This window comes from Shewanella sp. HL-SH4 (assembly GCF_051164845.1).
Lineage (GTDB): Bacteria > Pseudomonadota > Gammaproteobacteria > Enterobacterales > Shewanellaceae > Shewanella > Shewanella glacialimarina.
Window position 1 is genome coordinate 1651372 of record NZ_CP195037.1, and the last position, 23951, is coordinate 1675322.

Below are 23951 nucleotides of genomic sequence, written 5' to 3' on the forward strand. Positions count from 1 at the left end.
TAACACGAAAGCATAATTGCATATCCCAAAGAGACGAACAAATGATTTATCTGATCAGTAAAATCATTTTAAAAGAGTTGATATTAATGCTTTCTATCAACTCAAGATGTGGTTAGTCAAACTATTAAATGCGCTTAAAGCTGCATTAATCTTAATTAAGATATTCTCCTCATAAAAAATAAGCCCATCATGCATATTTAAGCAAGCTACAAGCCGCTATTGCGCATATTGAGTTAACCAAGCTAAACATTTAGTCACCTTGAAGGCTTCAACACCTTCTCAGCCAAGGGTTTCAAACAAAGCAAGGCTCGACTTAACTATCATTTCTATGTAACGATAGCCAGCCGTTACAAATTAATAACAACTGTAGTTTGGGACTATCCCGTACGCTTATATTGACTGTTGCGATAGCAACTCGATAATGAAAACGACACAAAATAAAAATAATAAACAAGGATCTCCATGTCTCAAACGACACCTTCACAACCTAAGCAACCTAGCTTGCTTGATGCGCTTATTCCGATCGTGGCATTAATTTTGATGCTAGCCGCTGCGGTATATCTTTTTTCGTCTGATAGCTCATCGGGTGCCAACCAAATCGCCTTGGTATTAGCAGCCTGTATTGCCATGGTGATTGGCTATAAAAATGGCTACAGCTGGAATCAAATGGAGCGTGGCATAGTTAAAAGTATTGGGGTCGCGACCGGGGCATTACTTATTTTATTTAGTGTAGGCTCGCTGATCGGTACCTGGATTTTAGCCGGTACAGTGCCGACAATGATTTATTACGGTATGCAAATTCTTAATCCACAATATTTCTACAGTGCATGTTGTGTATTGTGTGCAATTGTTGCATTAAGTATTGGTAGCTCTTGGACGGTAGCCGGTACATTAGGTATTGCGCTTATTGGTATCTCATCGGCCATGGGGTTAGATGTTAATATCACCGCGGGCGCAATTATCAGTGGTGCTTACTTTGGTGACAAGATGTCGCCAATGTCTGATACCACCAACTTGGCACCAGCTGTAGCCGGAACCGATATTTTCAGCCACATTAAACATATGACCTGGACCACGGTTCCCAGTATTATAATTGCACTGATAGGCTTTACCTTTTTAGGCTTAACCGCTGAAGCCACCCCAGTAGAAAATCAATTAACTGATAGCTTAGCCTTACTTGAACGCACCTTTAATCCGGGATTCCACTTATTAATCCCCCTTTTAGTGGTGTTGTATTTAGCTAACCGTAAAATGCCTGCCTTTCCTACGGTTATTTTAGGCACACTTGCTGGCGCAGTATGTGCGGCAATATTTCAATTTGATAATGTATTAGCCTATGTGCACGATGATGCAATACCGCCGCTGCTGGCGTTAGTTAAAGGTATTTGGATCGCTATGTTTGACGGCTATGTAGCTAATACGGGCGATGCGGTATTAGATAACTTATTAAGCCGTGGCGGTATGAGCAGCATGGTGACGACTGTCTGGCTGATCCTGTGTGCCATGGCCTTTGGTGGCGTGATGGAAGTTACTGGCTTACTTGGCCGTATTTTGCAAAGTATTTTAACCCTAGTGACTGGCACCTCTAGTTTGATCATTACTACTCTCGGCGTGTGTATTGGCGCCAACGTGATCACTGCCGACCAGTACATTGCGATTGTGTTGCCCGGTAGAATGCTCAAAATGGAATATACCAACAGAAAACTTGCTGCGGTTAATTTAAGTCGCGCCCTTGAAGATTCTGCCACTGTCACTAGCCCGCTTGTTCCTTGGAATACCTGTGGTGCCTTTATGGCCAGTACCTTAGGTGTCGCGACAGTGGCTTATCTACCCTATGCATTCTTTAACTTAGTTTGCCCATTAATTAGTGCATCATATGCTTATTTCAATTTCAAAATTGAACCGCTAGATGAGCGCTTAGTGAGTGACGGTACCGTTGTAGGCTAATTCGATTTAACAATAGAAAACCGCTTTAGCCAAAGCGGTCTTTCATCCAACCATAATGATAATAACCCCATTGACCTAAACGCTTTAACTGGCCAAAAGGTAGTATAGATACAGGCTGAGCGGGTAACGGCTGACGATATAAAGGCAAATTAGGCGGTGCAACACCTGCCATACTTTGGGCCAATCGATAAGCCGCTTGGCTGCTAAAAGACACTCCTGCACCACAATAACCTAGGCTATAACCCACACCATTTTCAGCAAACACATGTGGCATATCATCAAACGATGCTGCTATCCAGCCGGTCCAGTTATAGGCAATGGCTTTGTGTTTTAATGCAGGAAAACACTTATCCAAGGCCATTTTTAGCCTTTGACCATACACAGGGTTAGCACCGTCTTTGCCCCATACCGCGCCGCGGCCACCAAACAACAAGCGGTTATCAGGCAGTAAGCGGTAGTAATATTTTAATATGCGAGTATCCATGGTGACTTGCGAAGTATAAATACCTGCTTGTTGTAATTCATCGGCGGTAAGTGGCTCAGTCACAATGACATTACTGAGTATTGGCAAATATTTATTATCGATAATTGGCGAGAATTTTTTTGGCGTATAAGCATTACCGGCACAAATCACCTTGTTGGCAGTAAGCTCACCTGACTCGGTTATTAAGCGATGTTTTCCGCCCTCTTGCTGCCATTCAAGCACGCAAGATTGCTCTGATATAGACACTTTGGCTTGCTGTACCATCTGTTTATAACCCAGTAATAATTTTAATGGGTTAATCCCAAAACCATCATTTAGCCTCAATGCACCATAAGCTTGCTGGTGATTCATGTACTGATCACAAAAAGTGTTACGGTCAATAAACTCAGCCCCATCACCAAAGTGTTGCTGAATGAACCCCGCGGCGGCTTGCAATTGTGCTAGCGCTTTTGGGTTATGGGCGACTTTTAAGTAACCCGTGTCCTGCACATCACAACTAATTTGATGCTGTTTAATTAATCCTGATACCCGCTCAACCGCCTCGGTAAACTCACCATAAATACCTTTGGCGGTATCAATATTCCAACGCTGTGCCATGGCGCTATAGCCCAATCGACCAGAACCTTTAAGCACAAACCCAGCATTACGAGCACTGGCGCCAAAGCCAACCTGATTAGCTTCCAACACGTGACAATCAATATTAAATTCAGTCGCAAGATAATAAGCGGTTAATAATCCAGTGTAGCCGCCGCCAATAATAGCCACATCGGTTTGATGAGAACCTTTTAGTGCGGCACCTGGCAGGGGTAATTGAACCGTACTTGCCCAATAGCTATTAGGCTGGGGTTGCTGTTGTGGAGTGGTATTTACAAGGGGATCATAAAGTTGCATTGGGTTAGCCTAATAGCTGTAAAATTTTATCCCAATGACGCGTCAGTAAAACCAGCAATACGACACCTAAAGGAATAAAAATAAGTAATTGAATAAATTGTAAATAAAGCACAACTTTTGACAGTTTCAGCTTTTCTAACTTGAGCCTGTTTAACTCGATTTTAAGTAACTTGAGCTCATCTGATGTTGTGGATACTGCTGTAGAATGAGTTTCTGACGATGTTTGAGTGAATGTTTTCATCACTTAATCCCTTAAAAAACTAACAGCATTTCACATGCTACACAGTGACAATCAGCGCCACAAAGTACACAGATATAATCCTCTCCCACATGCCGTTGATGCCATCGTTGAGGATGCTGCTTAATCAATTGCCCACCGGCTTTGGTAAAATATCGTACCGCAGCATTATTGGGGCTTTGTTGCCATAAATGACTCACGCCAGCTTTAGCACCTTGTACAATAACCGCTTCTTTAGAGGCTTGTAAAAGTTGTCCGCCTAACCCTTTACCTCGGCCATGTTCAGCAATGGTATTTGACTTAAAGTAACACACATCATCAAAGTTAACGCCCCACAACGCTACAGTACACCATTGATCCTGTTGCCATTTACCTGCGGCATAGGTTAATCGAAAACCCAGTAATTCATCGTTTTCAATGGCAACAAAGTTGGCATTAATGCCATTCTTTATGCCTTTCTGATAAATGGCTGTCAGTTCGTCCTTATCCATATAACCCTGACCGTGTACTTGTTCACCTAATAGTAATACCGCTTTAAAATCATTTTGTTGTAATGTTCTTATCATGTTTTTATTCTTTTTTTGATACTAAGAAAATTAACCTTGAAAGATCAACCGCCCCCTAAGTTTTAGGCTAATTTATCATAACAAAATAGCCTGAAACTAACGATGTTAAACTTTTGTGATAATTTAGCGATAACCCGGTGATATCCATTTGTAATACTAGCTCAATTAAACAAAAGGAGCTCGGTTATGAAACGTACATTAGTTAACGCTAGCCTACTAGCAGCAGGTTTATTGAATTTATCAACCCAAGCCGCAGACATTGAAGTCAGTGTCACCAACCTTACCCATGGTAATCACTTTACCCCATTGTTAATAGCCGCTCACAACAGCGACAGTCATTTATTTCACCTCGGAGAAATGGCCACGCCTGCGTTACAAAAAATGGCAGAAGGTGGCGATATTAGCGATCTTAATACTGCGGTAACTGGCGCAAATGGCGCCACCTTAGCTAACCCAGCCATGGGGTTACTTGCCGCAGGAGCCAGCGTTAATAGTGCGATGCTAGATACCGGCGATAACACCCACCTTTCTATTGTCGCAATGGTGCTGCCAACCAACGATGCATTCATTGGTTTAGACAGCTGGAAAATTCCAACTGAAGTAGGCACTTACACAGTTTATGTCAATGCCTACGATGCCGGCACAGAAGCAAATGATGAAATCATTAATGGCGGCGGTATGTCAGGCGTACCGGGCATTCCTGCAGCACCGGGTGGCAATGGCGGCGCAAATGGGACTGGTGTAATGGACGGTGCTGACAATATGTACGTGCATACTCACCCCGGTGTTTTAGGTGATACAGACTCAGCTGGCGGTGCAAGTGATTTAGACAGCCGAATTCACCGCTGGTTAAACCCTGTAGCCAAAGTTGTGGTCACAGTAAAATAAGGAGGTAGCCCATGAAACGCACTGACTTAATAATCAAACCCAACCTTATCGCTATGATAGCCGCGGCGACATTACTCACCGCCTGTAGTGACGATGACAATGTTGTGGTGCCACCGGTTGAACCAGAGCCAGTAATGCAAACATTTACTGTCACTGTGACTAACCTAACGGCAAATCAGCCTATGTCACCGGTCATTTTAGCCGCGCATAATGCCGAAGCCAGTTTATGGCAAGCGGGCGAAATGGCCAGCCTTGCTATCGAAAAAATGGCCGAAGGTGGCGACACTGCAGATATAGCAGTCCTTGAAGTCATTGATAGCAGTGTCAACGGTACGGGTATGTTAATGCCGGGGATGAGTGAAACACTTACCCTCACATTAGCACAAGCCAATGTTGCCAATATCAGCTTAGCCACAATGCTAGTGAATACTAATGACGCCTTTACCGGGGTCAATAGTTACCACATTGCAGGTATGGAAGTTGATATGCCACAAATGGTGAAATACATGGCCTACGATGCGGGTACTGAAGCCAACAGCGAAGCAAAAGGCACTATGCCTGGCCCAGCTGACGGCGGTGAAGGGTTTAACGCTGCACGTGATGATGTCGATTTTGTGCATATTCATCCAGGGGTAATTTCAATGTATGACGGACTGGCTGACTCAGTACTAATGCCATCACATCGTTTTGACAACCCAGTGCTTGCAGTAACCATTATGCGTACCCAGTAACCGCGACACCACTGGTTGATTGAATAAGTTTTAAACAGATTGAAATTTATTATCCTTAAAGCAGGTCTAGGTATCAATGCAATTACTGGATTTGCTTTGAGGAAGTTACCATGAATGGAAACACCAAACATAACGGTCATGTTAGTCCGCAACATATTTTGCTGGTAGAAGACGAACAAGACTTGGCTAAATTAATTATTCTGAACCTCAAGGCCCTTAACTATAGCGTCGACCATGCCACGACATTGAAGCAAGCCATGCAGATCATCGAACATAAAAAGCTCGATCTGATTTTAATGGACAGAATGCTACCAGACGGCGACGGCATTATGCTATGCCAGCAACTGAGACAAGCGCAAAAACAGGTGCCAATTATGTTATTGACCGCCAAAGATTCTGAAGCTGACATAGTACTGGGGCTTGAAGCGGGCGCCGATGACTACCTTGTAAAACCCTTTAGCGTGCTAGAACTGCGCGCCAGAGTTAAAGCGCATTTAAGACGTGGACAAATTCTGCATAACCATCAGCAGCAACTTGATTTTAATGGTGTCAGTATTAATGCCAGCACACGTGAAGTATTAGCATTTAATAATGCTTTAGAGCTAACCGCACGCGAGTTCGATTTACTCCTTTTTCTTGCACAGCATCCACTACAGGTGTTCAGCCGTTTACAGTTATTAGAAGCGGTGTGGGGCTACAACTATAGTGGTTACGAGCACACAGTAAATAGCCATATTAATCGTTTACGCAACAAATTGTCCCGCTACTCAGAACACGACTTAGTCAAAACCGTGTGGGGTGTGGGCTATAAATTCTCGCCACCAGAGGCACATGCTCACTAATGAATCGCCTATTTAATCGATTATTTTTAGTCGCTACAATGATTGTATTGCTGCTATTTGTCGCATTATGGCAATGGCTACAACTAAACCACGAATTCAGTCGCAATCAAATACAGCAGTCTCTACATCAAGAGTTGGCTGCACATATGGCACATATTAATCCGTTGTTATCACAGGGGATAACCTCTGATGCAGCATTAAAAGAAGCTTTTCATGATTTTATGTTGCTCGGACCCAGCTTTGAAATTTACACCTTAGACCCAGATGGCAAAGTGATTGCCTATGATGCTAAAGAAGAAAAAATTAAAACACATCGAGTGGACACCGGTATTATTAAGCAGTTTTTAGCCGGAAAAAATCTGCCGATTTTAGGCACAGATCCGCGTTCGCAACAAACCCAAAAGATTTTTTCAGCCAGTAAGTTAGTCAATGCCCAAGGTCTGCACAGTGGTTATTTATATGTGATTATTGGCGGAGAAGACTACGACAGCTGGCAAGCATTAATTAATGCCGAAAACCAACCCAAAATATGGGGTGCAACCATAGGTTTTTGGGTAATATTCGCCTTATTGTTATTTGTGATTTTATTGCATTATTTTACCCGCCCGATCCATAAATTAGCCCAGGATTTAACTAATTTAAAAACCTTACCCATTACCGAGAACCTCACCTTGCCGGATCGCTATAGAGGCAGTTTAGAGATAGCTCAACTCAGCGAACACATTAATCAGTTGCTGCAAGACATTCAGCAACAGCAACAACAGGTCAAACGTCAACAGCAGGCAAAACATGACTTTTTACTGCACCTGTCCCATGACTTAAAAACCCCACTCACCGCATTATTGGGCTATATCGATACCTGGTTAATTTTGCCTGAAGCGGACCGAGATCAAGCCTTAATTCAATACGCGGCTAACTCAGGCCAAACCTTACAACAGTTATTAGCCCAGTTATTAGAATTAGCTGCACTAGAAAATGGCCAAATTCATGCTCAACTTCAACAAGTTGAGTTAACAGAACTCCTCAATGAAATAGAACAAACCTTTACCCCAAGAGCGAAAAAACTCGGCGTAAGATTAAATTTTAAGCATATTAACGCCACCTCAATTTTAACCGACCCACAATTAATGCGACGCATACTCAACAATCTAATTGATAATGCTTTACGATACACTCCGTCGGGAGGCGAAATCACTATTCTTACACAACAAGACTTTAGCCAGGGTAAAAACCAACAATGGTTAGCCGTAAAAGACACCGGCTCAGGCATGCACCAACATGAAGTAGAAGCCCTAAGACAATTGTCACTTAGCCAAACGGATACTCCACAACAACACCAGCGAAGCTTCGATAACAACCAAACGCTACCTCAGCTAGGCGTAGGACTGGCCATTGTGCGTCAGTTGTTGGGGCTATTGAAATGTAAAATTGAAGTAGAAAGCCAGCCCGGCGTCGGCAGTGAGTTTAAGATAGAACTGGTGATGCAAAGCTAAGTTACTTAAGCATCGCTGATGCAAGCGTCCCTATACGGACTGAATCAACACACTCGTGAATTGATTAAAAGATGATTATTAAATCGTAGTCTCTGGTTAAAACATTCTTTTACTGTCGCTATTGCATGCCAACTGCTAACTAAACACGGCACACATTTTTGAAATAATGATGCACTGATTAGATGTTCTACTTACCATCAACTTCACTTTTACTCTTTTGGTTTAAGTCCATAAAGTCTTTTATTAAGGAGTCGCACATATTGTTTTCTTAGTTGCCAAAATGCCAGACAACTAAAATGATAAAAACAAAATAAAACATAAACATAATAAGGTTTGATGATGTTGAACGATTATATAATCAGATATTACATAATGACCCATGGCATTTAAGAGTATTAAAATCGTATAAATCACTGTGACCAAGACTTCCCTCTGGATAGGGAACATTCTCATTCAAAAAAAATGTGACCCGATTACCGCCAAATAAGCCAGCCGGAATCGTTATTTTTTTGAGAATAACATAACCAACACCGATATGTTTTGGCTTGTATCTTGATGAAATATCTATTCCAGAAACAGGAGGCAAGTCTTCATTAAGCTGATTCGACTTTAACTTAACCCACTTTTCAATATCTTTATTGTTGTAGCTTCTTATATCGCCCTTTGCCAATAATTCATCTATTCCCGCTTTTCCTGCTAGCGGTAATGACTGATCGACATGGTTGTGTAAAGTATTGGCTGCATTAGTAAAAAATTCAGTTCTTTGATTAAAAGCATTACCAAATCCAAGTTTACCGCTTTTAGCAAAAGTGACTAATGATACTTTCTTATTAAAAAGTTTCATTGAAAGAGGGTTTATTTTATCCAGAGTTTTAGCGCTGATATAAAAACTATCACGGCAATTGGGCCTTTCACGAGAACTACTCATAACAACAGGAGTATCGTTTGGTAATCCCGCAACAACTTGCTTATGGTGCCCCATAGCGTAAACCGCTGTTATTTTGGTGTTTTTTGTCCACTTAATATTCCATACCGAAGGTTCATAAGCACCTAAAATTAGCGCAACTGGTACATTGGGAGAGTTTATCGCAACATCAAAAACCGTTGTCATATGACCACTTTCATCAGTCTGGTAATTGGTTTTATAGCCGCTGTAAGCGCCACCAGCATAAACCGCTACATTTTCAGGAAAGGTAAGGTTTAAAAAATCGCATTTTTTTTCAACTTCAAAGCTATCAACTTTAGGCAGATGCGTGAATGTGGTGTTGGTAGCCTCGATTCTCTCAGGTGTAAAACTTAACTGCTCAATTCTTGCCGAATAAACAACGACTAAACAATCTACATTAGCCTGGCAATTATGATTTCTTTTTCTTATCCATTTTTGTTGATTATTGATCAAGTCAGATTTTTCAGCATTTTGTAATACTGCTAACTGTGCTGAATAATATTGAGATAATTGCTCGTCTAATAAATTTAACGCTTTGCTTGAGCAAATTGCCTGCTCAGTTAAATTTAATTTACCAGCACAATCATAACTGGCTGCGTTAACCTCAAACGATAAAACCAGAATGGATAACAGCTTAAAATAACTCAGTTTCATATGTGCCACGTCCTTGATGTGCAAATATTGCGCCCTCATAAAAGGCAAAAATAGCTCGAAATGTACAATGCGTGATATTAACACAATGCATCTTGTATCTTATCACCACCAACTACCTGATAGAAGACAATATTATTCTCAGTTAAATGACTGAACACATAGGATATGGACTGGATCGGCATAGCTAATTCATAACCACATTCTAAGGATAAGATATGTTTTGAGTGGGTATAAGCAACAAACGATAAAAGGATTTTAAGATCAACCCATAGGAATGACCATGCTTAATGTCCACCGAGAGACCCCATATATCGCCATATTCTTTTTTATAAATAACAATCTGGTCACATATACGTAACTAAGTTTATGTCATACTCCAGCCGCTTTAACAAAACTCAAATGGATTTGAATGGGGTCGGACTTTCGTGGTGTTTTCTAAGGAAATCATTATTGAGAATTTCCATGAAAAACTGCTATGAAAGTCCTCAATAATAATAAATATTAAAGAGAGTTATGTTGATGATTAAATCCACTATAGCACTAAAAACAGCAGTAACACTGGCACTCGCAGGCCTAGCATTCAGTGCCAGTGCCAGTGCCAGTGCCAATCTGATGATAAGCGAAGTGCTCTACGATGCACCCAATAATGATAGCCTTGAAGAATTTGTCGAGCTCTACAACGCAAGTTGCAGCAGCATCGACTTAAGCCAATATAGCATCAGCGACAATGGCGCAAGTTTAGCATTAAGCGGCACGTTGGCGTCGGGGCAATACTTTACGATAGCCAAAAACGCTGCGGGTTTTAACAGCCTGTTCTCCCGCCAAGCCGATTTAGCGCCTATGCCTTTATCTTTAGGTAACTCAGGTGATTACGTTAAGTTGCTCAAGGGTACTCAAGACGTTGATGTCGTCGCTTGGGAAGGTGGTTTAAGTGGTTGGACACTTAATGCCACTAACGTGTCTTTGGTGCGCAGCACCAGTACCAACACCAAAAGCCAAGCTGATTGGAGTGTGGGCAGCAATGCTGGCAATCCAGGTGTAGGCAGCTTAACTACTAGCTGTGGCACGCCGCCAGCACCAACGGAAAACTTACTCGAAAATGGCCAAGCCAAGACAAGCCTAAGCGCCAGCACAGGGCAAACATTGAAGTTTGTCGCCGATATTCCAGCTGGGGCAACTGGGCTTAGTTTTAAAATGAGTGGCGGTAGTGGTGATGCGGATCTTTATGTGCGCCAGGGCAGTGAGCCAACGGCAAGCGTATTTGATTGTCGCCCATACTTAACTGGTAATAATGAAGAATGCCCTATTGCTACAGCAGTAGCAGGTCGTTATTTTGTCAACATCACAGCCTATCAAGGCTTTAGCGCTACGAGCTTAGTGGCTAACTATACTTCTGCCACATCGGGCGGCAGTACAGGAAACCCTGGTGATTATGCCTTCGATACCTATTATGCCAACACGAACGGTAAAACAGGCGCCGCGTTAAAGGCGAGTCTAAACCTTATCATTCGCGATCATACCCGCTTTACCTATGATCAAGTTTGGGATGGCCTTAACTATGCAGATGAAGATCCAAGCAACACTAATAATGTGATCTTACTCTATACCAATCGCTCAGAGCCTAAAACAAACCGTGCCGGTATGAGTAATTCTTTAGATGCGTGGAATCGTGAACATGTATGGGCTAAAAGCCATGGCTTCCCTAGCAGCGGACAACATGCCTATACCGACTTACACCATTTGCGTCCTGCCGATGTGACTGTTAATAGCAGTCGTGGTAATAAAGATTTTGCCTTAGGTGGGTCGCCATTAACTGAAGCGCCAGATAACAAAACAGATGCGGATAGTTTCGAGCCTGCAAACATGGTTAAAGGCGATGTCGCGCGCATGGTGTTTTATATGGATGTGCGTTATGAAGGCGGCGATAACAGTGGTACACCTAACCTGACTGTAGCCAAAGGGGTTACCGGTACTGGTGAGGCACTATTGGGTGATTTATGCACCTTGCTTAGCTGGCACATTCAAGATCCTGTGAGTGATTGGGAGCGTCGTCGTAATAACCGTGTGTATGAATGGCAGTTGAACCGTAACCCCTTCATCGATAACCCAATGTGGGCCGAGGATCTTTATAGCAGCTCATGTAATTAATCGAACTCGTCAATAAAAAAGACCCAGCCCAGGCTGGGTTTTTTATTGAATCACTTTTTTTACACCTGATGTTTTCAATACTGAGATTTAGCCTCATTGACGACTTCAATAAAATATACAAATAAGAATAAGAACAACAAGAAGTAGATGTAACAGTCATATTTGAAATAATTCGGACACCATTTACATCGAGTACATGCCAAGCTAGCTTTCTTTGGGTTAAGGACAGCACATCGAAAGCGTTAGGGATTTTCAGCAATGGCCGTAGCAGGAAGGAATCCAATGAAGTTAATGTTGACTATCAACGGGTAAGGCAAAAAAATTATAGTCAGTTTTTAATTCAAAAAAAAGCGAACCCTGAGGTTCGCTTTGCTTATTAAATATAGCTGAATTACTTGTGGTATTTACCCGACAGCTCGGTAACTGACTTAATAAATGCACCCGCATGTTCTGGATCAACATGTTGATGAATGCCATGGCCTAAGTTAAACACATGACCACTACCTTCACCGTAAGACGCTAAGATTTGCTCAACTTCTTGACGAATACGCTCAGGTGAAGCGTAAAGTACTGATGGATCCATGTTACCTTGTAAGGCCACTTTGTGCCCTACGCGACGACGTGCATCACCAATATCTACAGTCCAGTCTAAACCTAGAGCATCACAGCCGGTTTCAGCCATTGCCTCTAACCATAAACCGCCGCCTTTAGTGAATAAAGTCACTGGTACTGTGCGGCCTTCGGCTTCGCGAGTTAACCCATCAACGATTTTTTGCATATAACGTAACGAGAACTCACGGTAAGCATGGTGAGATAACGCACCGCCCCATGAATCGAAAATCATTAACGATTGAGCACCGTTGGCCACTTGCGCGTTGAGATATAAAATCACTGAATCAGCTAGTTTATCTAACAACATGTGTAAAGTTGCTGGCTCTTCGTATGCCATTTTCTTTATTTTTTCAAAGGTCTTGCTTGAACCGCCTTCAACCATATAAGTGGCTAAAGTCCAAGGTGAACCCGAAAAACCAATTAACGGTACGTCACCGTTTAATTCGCGACGAATGGTTTTTACAGCACGCATTACATAGCCTAATTCATCTTCTGGATCTGGCACAGCAAGCTTTTTGATGGCATCGATTGTATCGGTAGGACGCTGAAAACGTGGACCTTCACCGGTTTCAAAATACAAACCTAAACCCATTGCATCAGGAATGGTCAAAATGTCAGAGAACAAAATAGCGGCATCTAAATCATAGCGACGTAATGGCTGTAAGGTCACTTCACATGCTAGATCTTGGTTCTTACAAAGAGACATAAAATCACCGGCTTCAGCACGTGTGGCTTTATATTCTGGAAGATAACGACCTGCTTGACGCATCATCCATACTGGCGTTCTGTCTACAGGTTGTTTTAATAAAGCACGTAAATAACGATCATTCTTTAGTTCTGCCATGGGGGCTATTTTCCTAGATAGTTATGAATTTTGCAGGTCGGTAGTTTAGCACTTACGCGATTAATGTAACCACTTATGCGATATTTATGTGAGCTATTACTAAATCTGTATTCAAAAATCTGAAAACGCCTCAATCTTTGTTCACAAAAACAGCAACAATATTGTTAGTACCCCATAAAGTAGATTATTAGTTGCACCATTGGTGAGTGTTTGGTATAAAAAGTACGCGCTAGCAAGAACAATCAAGAAGCACGATATATCGAGCCCTTAAATGCTTATTTACCCAGTGATAGTTATCTATCACTGGGTTTTTTATTTTAAATTCTCTGGTAATTTATTAAGGCTGGTTTGTCCATTGATAAATAAAGCATAAAACAGTTGATCAACTACATACTTGTCCAATACAGTGGTTATAATTGATCGGTTGAACGTCAGGAATACAAGTATGCTTATAAAATTAGAACAAGCTGAGCAACGTTGGGGTGGAGCTAACAAATTAGTCGACCAATGGCTGACTCACCGTCGTAAATTGCTGGTTAAATACTTTACCCTTGTTGGACTTTCACCTAATAAACAGGCAGAAAAAGGCCTACCTAGCATCAAAGATGTGAAGGATTTTTGTGAGCAGCTTGTAGATTATGTGTCTGAAGGACATTTTGAAGTATATGACCGAGTAGTGAGCGAATGTGCTACCCATGGTCAGGACAGCAAAGCGACTGCTCAGAACTTGCTGCCTAAAATCAGTGAAAGTACCGATACTGCTCTCGATTTTAATGATAAATATACCGAATCTGAAGATGAAAATATCCTTTACCAACTGGATAAAGACTTAGCACAACTTGCCCAGGCAATGGAATCACGTTTTGAATTTGAAGATGAGTTATTAGAAATTCTTCACAGCCGTTATTCTCAATCTTAATTACGACACCGTTAACCAGTATTGTTAAAATTGAAAGTTATACACGAACCCATGTTACTTATCATGGGTTTATTATTTTATTTCGCTGAAGTTACTATTACTGCCTTTTATGCCAATTTTCAGGTAACTCTACTTGATCCCAAAGTTGGTCGCATAGCTGTTGAGGCTGCTGCCACTCTCCCGTTTTAAGCCAGTCAACCAGTTTATCCCCCACCTGCGGGTAACGAATAGCTTTAGGTGACGGCGCCTTTAACCAGCGCGTTAATTTAGACTTGTCCAGCGTTTGCATACTATCCGCTGCGGCAAGCAATTCTAGTGCTGCTACATTAGCCGACTGCTCAAATTGGCCGATTAGCGGTTTAACTAGTAGCTTTTTACCTAATGCCATCGCTTCACTGGCTAATTCAAACCCCGCATTGGCTATTACGCCACCACATTCAGATAAATGCAGTTTAAATCCATCACGACTAAACCCATGCCATTGAATATGCTCAGGTAAAGGTTTAATAGGTTTGGTGCTGTGATAAACATAGAACTGATAGTCATCAAATGGCGTTAAAAATTCGGCGATACTATCGGCACTTTCAAACGGTAAATACACTAAAATTTGATGGCCATATTGAACCTCTGATGGAGAAACCTCTACAAATGGCGGCAAAATTGGAAAGCCGAAGTGATGCCAATGGCACCCTAATCCAATATCAACCGGCGCAAAATGATTTAAAATGACTTCATCTAACCAACTGCCACCTTGCTTAGGCACCGAATGCTGTAATGCTGCCTGGTGGCTAATAGATATCGATTTAACCCCCTGCTGTTTTGCCGCCCAAGCGGTAACAGGCTCAAAGTCGTTTAACACTAAGTCATAGCCGCGCACATCCAATTGTTTAACTTCATTGAATATCGAACGACTTACCGTTTTTTGAGCGGTTTTTAATAAATTAATGCGCCCATTATCTGTAGCAAATGATAATCCCTTACGCACTTGATAGTCACCAAACTCCTCCATGTCGAAGTAATGTTCGGCGGGTCTACCGCTAAACAGAAAGTCGACATCGACTCCTTTATTTTTCATTGCCTTAGCCATCACACGTGCACGGCTAATATGACCATTTCCAGTTCCTTGAACTCCGTAAAGAATTTTCATGCTATTTCACCCTTATATAATGTTTTCAGCTAGCATAACTGACCCAATACCTAGCCCCATTCCTGCTACGATATCTAATGGATAGTGCACCCCAAGTGCGATACGAGAGAAGCCGACCGTTATTGCCCATAGATAAGCTAATGGCGCTAATACGGGAAAATACACATGAATAACACTTGCCAGCACAAAAGCACCAGCTGTGTGTCCTGAAGGTAAGCTGAACTTATCTGATGGCTCAAAATGGCAATTAAAACCGACTAACGCATAACAAGGTCGTTGGCGTCGTATGCCGTTTTTAAGCACTAAATATAGTGGTAGCTCAATTAAAAATCCGAGCAGTAATAGGTTGAAAAATGATTGGCCTTGGCTGTGGGATAACAATATCGCGACAGACAGATAAACGTACCAATGGCCATCACCCGTTGCGGATATTTTTAACGCGGTTGGTGACAATTGTTGTTCACGAGTAAAACGAATAATCGAATAAAACAGATATTGATCAACTTTTGTAATCAGGTTCATCGCCACTCCTGTCGCGCATCATGCGCTAATGTTTAATCCACTTTTATTTAATCCACTTTGGCAGACTAATCTGCGCCAATGAATGTGGAGTGACATTTATTCGAAGCTTTTATGACAATAGAAACTAAACGCGCAGCTAGAGAAGTTGAAATGACAGGCAAATATAATAAATAGGAGTAATAGAACAGAAAGCGAGATGTTTGATGTTTGTCACGCAACAGCGACAAGCACTGACTGGCCAGAACACTTACTATTCACCCTTTATTGTGTAAATAACAACTAAGGGTGAATGAAGTAAGATGCTTTTTTACGCTGAAGCAGCTTGAGTTTCTGGTGCTTTATTGCGATAAATTTTCACTAAGTGATAAATATTAATACCGGCAACAAACGCATTCATACCAGCAACGGGCCAAGCATCAATGGCATAACCGTAGGCAGCAAATAAACCACAACCGACGAAATTCAACCAACGTAACATAATGATATCTTTCATCATTAATGAAATCGCTACCATAACAGAAGCAACGTAACCTAATATTTCAACCATATTTGAACTATCCATAAGAACCTCTTTAAGGCTCTCTGCCATCCATAAGCGTAACGAGGGATCCATGCCCCTAAAGCAAATAAATAAAATAAACCAATGCCTAAAAACCACTGATATGTTAACAAGTTGCCAGGTATGTTAGTAATTTATAAACGTATTTTAGTGATCATGATCTACAGTTGATTGATAAACAGTTAAATTTGAAAGTAAATTACTTACAAAACCACCTATTGTTCTCAAAATAGACCATTGTGTTTTTTATATAGTATTATCATTCTAGTTTGATTTGCAACAAGGTCGTGACGAATAACGCTTTTAATTTAAAATAAACCCCATATAATTCACTTAACTATTACCTTTAATAGCAATTAATCCAGAGCAATGAAACTATTGCAGCCACTAGGAGTTATCTATGGAATACAACACCTCAGAACTGTGCGACATGTATATCGATGTGGTCGACGTTGTCGAGCCTATGTTCAGTAATTATGGTGGTTGCAGCTCTTTCGGCGGCTCTATAAGCACCATTAAATGTTTTGAAGATAACGGTTTAATTGCTGAAGCCTTACAGGAAGATGGCGAAGGAAAAGTATTGTTAGTAGATGGTGGCGGATCATTACGCCGTGCACTACTAGATGCTAGTATTGCTGAAATTGCTGTAGCCAACAATTGGGAAGGTATTATCATTTACGGTACTGTCCGTGATGTTGATGCGCTAGAAGAGCTAGATATTGGTATTCAAGCTATTGCTTCTATTCCTGTGGGTGCCGATAGTAATGGCATTGGCGAAGTTGAAGTGCCAGTGAACTTTGGCGGTGTGACCTTCTTACCTGGCGACCATATTTATGCCGATAACACTGGGGTGATTTTATCTCCAGAACCTTTGGATATTGATTAATAATTCCAATAATAAAAAGCCAGCATTGCTGGCTTTTTTTGTTTTATACTCACCATGTTTACCCTTGCAAACTTAGCAGCTACTGTTCCGTATCATAAACTCATTAAAGGTGTATTTATGCTCACGTCATTCCATGCAACCGATCTTCAATCCTTACTGAATTGCCGCACAGGTGAAACAAAACTTGGGCAACAATTTCAGCTATTGTCGCTTGAAGGAGATCAAGATGGTGATATTTCAGTAGCACTTGCACATGCTGCTACCCAAGGGGTTAAGTTCGCCATTATTGGCATTAGTGAAGATATTGGTCCCCGGGCTAATTTAGGCCGCGCTGGCTCACATGATGCCTTTACGGCAAGTATCAGCCAGCTTGCCAACTTACAGTCAAACCGCTTTTTTAGCGGTAAACAATGCATGATCGTGGGTCAAATTACTCTAGGTCAAGTTGTTGACGCTAACGCTGATACCGCCACATTACGCCAAGCAACGGCAGAACTTGATGATCAGGTTATAGCAGTATTAACCCAAGTGTTTGCCGCAGGGTTAGAGCCGATTGTGATTGGTGGTGGGCATAATAATGCCTATGGCCTGTTAACTGCCGCTAAACAAACCTTTAATCAACCAATGGCAGCTGTCAACCTTGACCCACACAGTGATTTTAGGCCGCGAGAAGGTCGGCACAGTGGCAATGGATTTAGTTATGCTGCGGCTAATGGTTCACTCGACCATTACCATATTCTAGGATTACACGAACTTAAAAATAGCGAAGCAACCTTAGAGCAGCTCAGCTTATTTGGAGCCAGTTGGCACAGTTTTCAGCAAATATGGGTACACCGCGAAATAAGCTTAGATCAAGCTCTTAAAGATATCTGTCGCGAGTTAAATAACACGGGGTTACCTGTGGGCCTTGAGCTTGACGTTGATGCTATCGCTAAAATGCCCAGTAGCGCATCAACGTTTGCAGGGGTGCCCCTTTTAGACGCTTGTCATTACGTTTACCGTGTCGCCAAACAATGTGATTGCGCCTATCTGCATTTAGCAGAAGCTGCGCCGCAGTGCCATGAGGCTGGAGTAACGGCGGGATACCGTGATGTAGGCCAAGGCATAAGCGAGCTTATTTATAGCTATATTCAAGGTCGAATGAGCAAACTGGGCTAACATGGATGAAAGATGTTGCAAAAAACAAGTTCGAATTAACAGCACAAACACCAGCAGAGTAGATTTTTATCGTTAAATTATGCTCTAATGCGGGGCAAATTTATGCTTCACTTTACTGAAGTTAATATCTCGATTTAACCTTAGCCAAATCAAGCTAACGCCAATGATCAAGTTTGGCTTAAGCACGTATCATTTATTATCGACTTGATTGTTATCACACTCTGGCGCTTAGGTGATGTTACAAGCTGCAACGATGGCATAAACTGGCACTTAATTATCGCACATTATAGGAATATACCCATGTCTGAGGGCGAATCAAAAAACACCCACTTTGGCTACAAAACCGTAGAGGCTGAAAAGAAAGCCGATCTTGTTGCGGATGTATTTCATTCTGTTGCGGCAAAATACGACATCATGAACGATGTTATGTCATTTGGTGTTCACCGTTTTTGGAAACGTCACACTATTGAAGTAGCCGCGGCTCGCCCAGGTATGAAAATATTAGATTTAGCCGGTGGCACAGGCGATTTAACCGCTAAGTTTTCTCATCTTGTAGGTGACTCTGGTCAAGTCGTTTTAGCCGACATTAATGATTCTATGCTTAAGGTTGGCCGCACTAAGCTACGTGATAAGGGTATTGTCAATAACGTCAAATACGTACAAGCTAATGCTGAAGCCTTGCCGTTTCCTGATAACTATTTTGACATTATCACCATCGCATTCGGTTTACGTAACGTAACCGACAAAGATGCGGCGCTGCGCTCTATGCAACGAGTTTTAAAACCAGGCGGCAAGTTGCTGGTGTTAGAATTTTCAAAACCACAACATGAAATTATGCGTAAGGTTTATGATCTTTACAGCTTTAAAGTACTGCCTAAAATGGGCGCGTTAATCACTAAAGACGCAGATAGCTATGAATACTTAGCCGAATCAATTCGTATGCATCCCGACCAAGAAACCTTAAAGCAAATGATGATTGATGCGGGTTTAGAACAAGTGGATTACACCAACATGACTGACGGTGTTGTCGCATTGCACAGAGGTTATAAGTTTTAATGAGCGTCAACCACTTAGCCTTGTTAACGTGCGCAGCGATTGAGTCAGGCTTTGCCAAGCTGCCTGCTCAAGCGCAGCAAGATTACGCTCGTTTAAAACCGTTACACGGTAAAGTGTTTTGCATACAATTATCACAATTATCCTGGCCGATTTACATTATTTTTGCCAAGCAAATTCAAGTGATGAGCCATTTTGAAGGCGAGGTAGCTGTCACCGTAAAAGCGGATGCATCGACCTTGTACCAACTCCGTGAAGGTGCCAACCTCACCGAGTTAATTAAACAAGATAAGCTCAGTATTGAAGGTGACATTCAGTTATTGCAAACTTTCAGTCACTACATGCAAAACATCGAATTTGACTTTGCCGAACCACTATCACGATACATTGGTGACGCACCGGCGCATAAATTATTCACCACCACCCAGCAAATAGGCAAAGATATCAAGTCCGTGCTGGTAAAAACTCGTGCTCATCTAGGGCAATTAACCACCGAAGAATACCGCCTTGCACCGCATAAAATCGAATTCCTGCACTTTCGTGATAATCTGGAACAACTTGTCACGCAAACTGAACATATCGATACACGTATTGCCCAACTAAGAGACAAAATAACCTCATGACAATTGCTAGTATCAGGCGCGGTTATCAAGTCATTAAAACCGTACTTCACTTCGGACTTGATGATTTATTACCTAAAAATAAAAAGCCATGGTACTTCAAATTACTGCGCGCTTGTTTCTTCTGGCTAGGTAACCGTCATAAAAATAAACAACCCGCTGAGCGCTTAAAGCTGGCGATGCAAGAGCTGGGGCCTGTTTATATAAAACTAGGTCAAATGCTATCCACACGTCGAGACTTATTAGACGATGAGTGGGCTTATCAGTTGGCAATGCTGCAAGATCGCGTCCCGCCATTTGAGTCTGCTTTAGCGCGTATTTCGATTGAAGCAGCCTTAGGTGAACCGATTGAAAACCTGTTTGATAATTTTGAAGACACGCCACTAGCCAGCGCATCGATTTCTCAAGTCCACACCGCCACCTTAAAATCAAATGGTAAAGAAGTCGTACTGAAAGTATTACGTCCCAATGTTGAAGCCAATATCAATGCCGATATTCAGCTAATGATGCTAGCGGCAAATACATTAGATCGCATTTTAGGGGAAGGAAATCGTCTGCGCCCTGCTGAAGTGATAGAAGATTATCGCACCACAATTTTGGGCGAATTAAACCTCAAACTTGAAGCGTTGAATGCCACCAAACTCAGAAACAATTTTTTAGACTCAGACTCGCTTTATGTCCCTTATGTATATGAAGAACATTGCTATCAAAGGCTCATGGTAATGGAACGTGTGTACGGTATTCCAGTTTCTGATACCGAGGCTTTACGTGCCCAGGGGACTAATTTTAAGTTGCTGGCTGAGCGTGGCGTAGAGTTGTTTTTTACTCAGGTGTTTAGGGATAACTTTTTCCATGCGGACATGCATCCCGGCAATATTTTCATCAGTACCGAACACCCTGAAAACCCCTATTATATAGGCTTAGACTGCGGCATTATGGGCACATTAACCGAAGTAGATAAGCGCTATCTTGCGGAAAACTTTTTAGCCTTTTTTAATCGTGATTATCATCGCATTGCCCAGCTTTATATTGAATCTGGTTGGGTGTCTGAAAACACTGACGTATTAGCGTTTGAGCAAGCGGTAAAAGTAGTCTGCGAGCCTATGTTTAATAAACCACTTGATGAGATCTCATTTGGGCATGTGTTATTAGCGCTGTTCCGTACCGCACGTCACTTTGATATTGTGGTACAACCTCAGTTAGTGCTGCTTGAAAAAACCTTGCTGTACATCGAAGGTTTAGGCCGTCAGCTTTATCCTCAATTGGACTTATGGCAAACAGCTAAGCCATTTTTAGAAAACTGGATGGCAGAACAAGTCGGCCCTAAAGTCATGTTTAACAAAGTGAAAACTAACGCACCTTATTGGGCAGAGATGCTGCCTGAGTTGCCTGAGCTGATATATGACAACCTCAAAGTAGGTCGAAAATTATTAGGCACACAACAGCAAATGCTTGATAAGTACTTACGTTATCAGCAGAAATCTCATAAAAGTAATTACCTGCTTATCACCTCTGCCGTTTTGTTGATCTGTGGCACAATATTATTCACCCAAAGCGCTACACTATGGTCAGCTTATACTTGTATCGGTATTGGCAGTGCTTTATGGATAGCAGGATGGCGATCTAGGCCAAAGAACCGTAAATTTTAGCTAGCACTAATTTATTAGAAGTTCATAATACTTACATAATTTGACCTTATAATGGTTTTTTAAGTTTTGTGAAACAAGACACCATTTTATATTTTAAAGAGGAAATTCCATGGGCGGCATCAGTATTTGGCAGCTTTTAATCGTCGCACTTATCGTAGTGTTATTATTTGGGACGAAGAAACTTCGTTCATTAGGCGGTGATTTAGGCGGTGCCGTAAAAGGCTTTAAAAACGCCATGTCATCTGAAGATGAGAAAAAGTCATTAGAAGACGCCACAGCACAAACCTCTCAACAGGCTGATGAAAAAAAGCCTGAGTCTAAGAGCAAAGAACAGGCGTAATTTATTATGTTTGACGGTATCGGCTTTATGGAGCTGCTGCTGATTGGTATTTTGGGGCTGGTTGTTCTCGGCCCCGAACGTTTACCAGTTGCAGTACGTTCAATCACTGGCTGGATCCGTGCGATTAAACGCATGGCCAATTCAGTTAAAGATGAACTTGAGCAAGAGCTTAAAATCGAGCAGTTACATGCCGATTTAAAAAAAGCAGAAAGCAAAGGTTTAACCAATTTGTCACCTGAGCTACAGCAATCAATTGATGAATTAAAACAGGCTGCCCAATCGGTAAATCGTCCTTATCAGGTCGAAGACATTAATCCGACAAAATCACCAGCATCAACACCGATAGCTAATGACTCAACAGTCAGTCAGCCTAGCGAAGACAAACTAGGTGATGAAACTGTTAAATCGACATCAGACACTAGCCACTCTAGCCCTAAATCAAACGGATAATTCATGTCGCAACAGCTACCGCTTATTAGCCATTTGTTAGAATTACGCACAAAATTACTTAAAGCCATTGGCAGTGTGCTACTGGTTTTTATTATTAGCGTTTATTGGGCTAATGACATTTACCATTATGTTGCCTTGCCATTAATGAAATCATTACCAGAAACTGGCAGTATGATTGCAACCGATGTTGCAGCGCCATTTTTTGCACCATTCAAATTAACCTTAGTGTTGTCATTCTTTGTCGCAATACCCTATGTGTTGTTTCAAGTTTGGTCTTTTGTGGCACCAGGATTATATAAACATGAAAAGCGTTTGGTTATGCCGCTACTTGCTAGCAGTACCTTATTGTTTTATCTAGGCATCGCTTTTGCTTATTATGTTGTTTTCCCTGTCGTATTTGGATTTTTTACGAGTGTTGTGCCTGAAGGCGTGCAAGTTGCTACCGATATCAGTAGTTATTTAAGTTTTATTTTAAAGCTATTTTTTGCTTTCGGTTTAGCATTTGAAATCCCAGTAGCTGTGGTATTACTCTGCTGGGCAGGTGTGACAACACCTGATGAATTAAGAGAGAAACGTCCTTATATCGTTGTAGGGGCATTTGTTATTGGCATGATCCTTACCCCTCCTGATATCATCTCGCAAACTATGTTAGCAATTCCTATGCTACTGTTATTTGAGGGCGGTTTATTAGCTGCTAAGATGTATACTCCAAAAGACGACGAAGAAGATGTGCCAACAAATGAGCACTCTGATGGCTAATCCCTAATCCAACCAGTGATTAGTTAATAATAACAAGGAATAAATCATGCGCTTAACTTGGATTGCAGCAGCCATTATTGTGGCCTCTAGCTCTGCACAAGCAAATACCGAATTAGAACAACAATTGTCAATTTGTGCAATTAAAGCCGATAAACTTGAACGGCTCATTTGTTATGATGATGTCGCTGCAACAGTACAATTAACGAATCAAAATGACGCGACAGTAGCTACTGCTGTCACCAAGTCTGTAACTACCACTGATGCTCCAATTGTAAAACCAAGTCAAGCTGCTGCCTCGATTGCCGTATCCGTACCTGTTGCTACAACCCAGGTTCCAGACGAGTCTTTTGGATTGCAAAAGAAAGTCGCTGAAGATGAGATTGAAAAACTCTATTTTAATGTCGCTGATGTGGACAAAGATCCTTATGGTGCACTTATTATTACGTTAGCCAATGGCCAAATATGGAAACAAAGCCAAAGTGATCGATACAAAGTGAATAAAGGCCAAAAAATATACATCAAAAAAGGCGCGTTAAGCTCATTTTTACTTGGCACAGATGATCGCAACTCAACCACTCGAGTAAAGCGGATCAAGTAAACTATTA

At 41.7% G+C, this 23951-nt stretch carries 24 protein-coding genes; 16 read left to right on the forward strand and 8 right to left on the reverse strand.

Annotated features, from left to right (window positions below; genetic code table 11):
- Positions 1-462: 462 nt before the first annotated feature.
- Complete coding sequence (gene nhaC, locus ACRWQL_RS08185) at positions 463-1947, forward strand: Na+/H+ antiporter NhaC (protein ID WP_434953045.1); 1485 nt, start codon at positions 463-465, stop codon at positions 1945-1947.
- A 25-nt stretch (positions 1948-1972) separates the two neighbouring features.
- Here nhaC and ACRWQL_RS08190 read toward each other — a convergent pair whose 3' ends face one another.
- Genes ACRWQL_RS08190 through ACRWQL_RS08200 form a run of 3 tightly spaced genes read right to left on the reverse strand, consistent with a single transcriptional unit; the run spans position 1973 to position 4126 of the window.
- Positions 1973-3322, reverse strand: coding sequence for an NAD(P)/FAD-dependent oxidoreductase (locus ACRWQL_RS08190; protein WP_434953046.1), 1350 nt, complete (start codon positions 3320-3322; stop codon positions 1973-1975).
- A 4-nt stretch (positions 3323-3326) separates the two neighbouring features.
- On the reverse strand, positions 3327-3563 hold the full coding sequence (locus ACRWQL_RS08195) for a hypothetical protein (protein ID WP_434953047.1): 237 nt from the start codon (positions 3561-3563) through the stop codon (positions 3327-3329).
- An 11-nt stretch (positions 3564-3574) separates the two neighbouring features.
- Entirely contained in the window at positions 3575-4126 is a 552-nt protein-coding gene (locus tag ACRWQL_RS08200; protein WP_434953048.1) for a GNAT family N-acetyltransferase, read from the reverse strand.
- Between the two features lie 186 nt (positions 4127-4312).
- Between ACRWQL_RS08200 and ACRWQL_RS08205 the strand changes: the two genes are divergently transcribed.
- The 4 genes from ACRWQL_RS08205 to ACRWQL_RS08220 all read left to right on the forward strand — a co-directional run bounded on the left by ACRWQL_RS08205 (position 4313) and on the right by ACRWQL_RS08220 (position 8080).
- A complete protein-coding gene (locus ACRWQL_RS08205; protein ID WP_434953050.1) occupies positions 4313-5014 on the forward strand; it encodes a spondin domain-containing protein in 702 nt (233 codons plus the stop codon).
- Positions 5015-5025: 11 nt separating this feature from the next.
- Positions 5026-5745 carry a spondin domain-containing protein gene (locus tag ACRWQL_RS08210; RefSeq protein ID WP_434953051.1) on the forward strand — a complete coding sequence of 240 codons (720 nt, stop codon included), beginning with the start codon at positions 5026-5028 and terminating at the stop codon, positions 5743-5745.
- A gap of 110 nt (positions 5746-5855) precedes the next feature.
- Positions 5856-6587 (forward strand): response regulator transcription factor, encoded by a 732-nt coding sequence (locus ACRWQL_RS08215; RefSeq protein ID WP_434939815.1) that lies wholly within the window; start codon positions 5856-5858, stop codon positions 6585-6587.
- The gene (locus ACRWQL_RS08220; RefSeq protein ID WP_434953052.1) at positions 6587-8080 is read left to right on the forward strand and encodes a sensor histidine kinase; all 1494 of its coding nucleotides are present in this window, start codon (positions 6587-6589) and stop codon (positions 8078-8080) included. The genes ACRWQL_RS08215 and ACRWQL_RS08220 overlap by 1 nt, the downstream gene beginning before the upstream one ends.
- Positions 8081-8438: 358 nt before the next feature.
- Here ACRWQL_RS08220 and ACRWQL_RS08225 read toward each other — a convergent pair whose 3' ends face one another.
- Entirely contained in the window at positions 8439-9680 is a 1242-nt protein-coding gene (locus ACRWQL_RS08225) for a lysozyme inhibitor LprI family protein (protein WP_434953054.1), read from the reverse strand.
- A gap of 513 nt (positions 9681-10193) precedes the next feature.
- Between ACRWQL_RS08225 and ACRWQL_RS08230 the strand changes: the two genes are divergently transcribed.
- Positions 10194-11828, forward strand: coding sequence for an endonuclease (locus ACRWQL_RS08230; protein ID WP_434953055.1), 1635 nt, complete (start codon positions 10194-10196; stop codon positions 11826-11828).
- A gap of 391 nt (positions 11829-12219) precedes the next feature.
- Here the strand turns inward: ACRWQL_RS08230 and hemE are convergent, their stop codons facing one another.
- On the reverse strand, positions 12220-13284 hold the full coding sequence (gene hemE / locus ACRWQL_RS08235) for a uroporphyrinogen decarboxylase (RefSeq protein ID WP_434939811.1): 1065 nt from the start codon (positions 13282-13284) through the stop codon (positions 12220-12222).
- Positions 13285-13729: 445 nt separating this feature from the next.
- Between hemE and rsd the strand changes: the two genes are divergently transcribed.
- The gene (gene rsd, locus ACRWQL_RS08240; RefSeq protein WP_434953057.1) at positions 13730-14203 is read left to right on the forward strand and encodes a sigma D regulator; all 474 of its coding nucleotides are present in this window, start codon (positions 13730-13732) and stop codon (positions 14201-14203) included.
- Positions 14204-14300: 97 nt separating this feature from the next.
- Here rsd and ACRWQL_RS08245 read toward each other — a convergent pair whose 3' ends face one another.
- The 3 genes from ACRWQL_RS08245 to ACRWQL_RS08255 form a co-directional block, all read right to left on the reverse strand.
- Complete coding sequence (locus ACRWQL_RS08245; protein WP_434953058.1) at positions 14301-15350, reverse strand: MJ1255/VC2487 family glycosyltransferase; 1050 nt, start codon at positions 15348-15350, stop codon at positions 14301-14303.
- Positions 15351-15362: 12 nt separating this feature from the next.
- Positions 15363-15872 carry a phosphatase PAP2 family protein gene (locus ACRWQL_RS08250; RefSeq protein ID WP_226411538.1) on the reverse strand — a complete coding sequence of 170 codons (510 nt, stop codon included), beginning with the start codon at positions 15870-15872 and terminating at the stop codon, positions 15363-15365.
- Positions 15873-16179: 307 nt separating this feature from the next.
- Positions 16180-16434, reverse strand: a complete 255-nt coding sequence (locus ACRWQL_RS08255; RefSeq protein ID WP_226411540.1) for a uroporphyrinogen decarboxylase — start codon at positions 16432-16434, stop codon at positions 16180-16182.
- Between the two features lie 397 nt (positions 16435-16831).
- On the opposite strand from ACRWQL_RS08255, the gene rraA reads away from it, so the two are divergent.
- From rraA to ACRWQL_RS08300, 9 genes are all read left to right on the forward strand, one after another.
- On the forward strand, positions 16832-17317 hold the full coding sequence (gene rraA, locus ACRWQL_RS08260) for a ribonuclease E activity regulator RraA (protein WP_226411542.1): 486 nt from the start codon (positions 16832-16834) through the stop codon (positions 17315-17317).
- Between the two features lie 117 nt (positions 17318-17434).
- Positions 17435-18475, forward strand: a complete 1041-nt coding sequence (locus ACRWQL_RS08265) for a formimidoylglutamase (protein ID WP_434953059.1) — start codon at positions 17435-17437, stop codon at positions 18473-18475.
- A gap of 300 nt (positions 18476-18775) precedes the next feature.
- Positions 18776-19531: a bifunctional demethylmenaquinone methyltransferase/2-methoxy-6-polyprenyl-1,4-benzoquinol methylase UbiE gene (gene ubiE, locus ACRWQL_RS08270; RefSeq protein ID WP_434928051.1), complete on the forward strand. Its 756-nt coding sequence runs from the start codon at positions 18776-18778 to the stop codon at positions 19529-19531.
- Positions 19531-20151, forward strand: a complete 621-nt coding sequence (locus ACRWQL_RS08275) for a ubiquinone biosynthesis accessory factor UbiJ (RefSeq protein WP_434953061.1) — start codon at positions 19531-19533, stop codon at positions 20149-20151. Before ubiE ends, ACRWQL_RS08275 begins: the two co-directional genes overlap by 1 nt.
- Positions 20148-21797, forward strand: coding sequence for a ubiquinone biosynthesis regulatory protein kinase UbiB (gene ubiB / locus ACRWQL_RS08280; protein WP_434953062.1), 1650 nt, complete (start codon positions 20148-20150; stop codon positions 21795-21797). The genes ACRWQL_RS08275 and ubiB overlap by 4 nt, the downstream gene beginning before the upstream one ends.
- Positions 21798-21906: 109 nt before the next feature.
- Positions 21907-22137: a Sec-independent protein translocase subunit TatA gene (gene tatA, locus ACRWQL_RS08285; protein WP_226411552.1), complete on the forward strand. Its 231-nt coding sequence runs from the start codon at positions 21907-21909 to the stop codon at positions 22135-22137.
- 6 nt (positions 22138-22143) lie between these two features.
- Entirely contained in the window at positions 22144-22587 is a 444-nt protein-coding gene (tatB, locus tag ACRWQL_RS08290) for a Sec-independent protein translocase protein TatB (protein WP_434953063.1), read from the forward strand.
- Positions 22588-22590: 3 nt separating this feature from the next.
- The gene (gene tatC, locus ACRWQL_RS08295) at positions 22591-23346 is read left to right on the forward strand and encodes a twin-arginine translocase subunit TatC (protein WP_434953065.1); all 756 of its coding nucleotides are present in this window, start codon (positions 22591-22593) and stop codon (positions 23344-23346) included.
- 46 nt (positions 23347-23392) lie between these two features.
- Positions 23393-23944 (forward strand): hypothetical protein, encoded by a 552-nt coding sequence (locus ACRWQL_RS08300; protein WP_434953066.1) that lies wholly within the window; start codon positions 23393-23395, stop codon positions 23942-23944.
- Positions 23945-23951 lie beyond the last annotated feature (7 nt).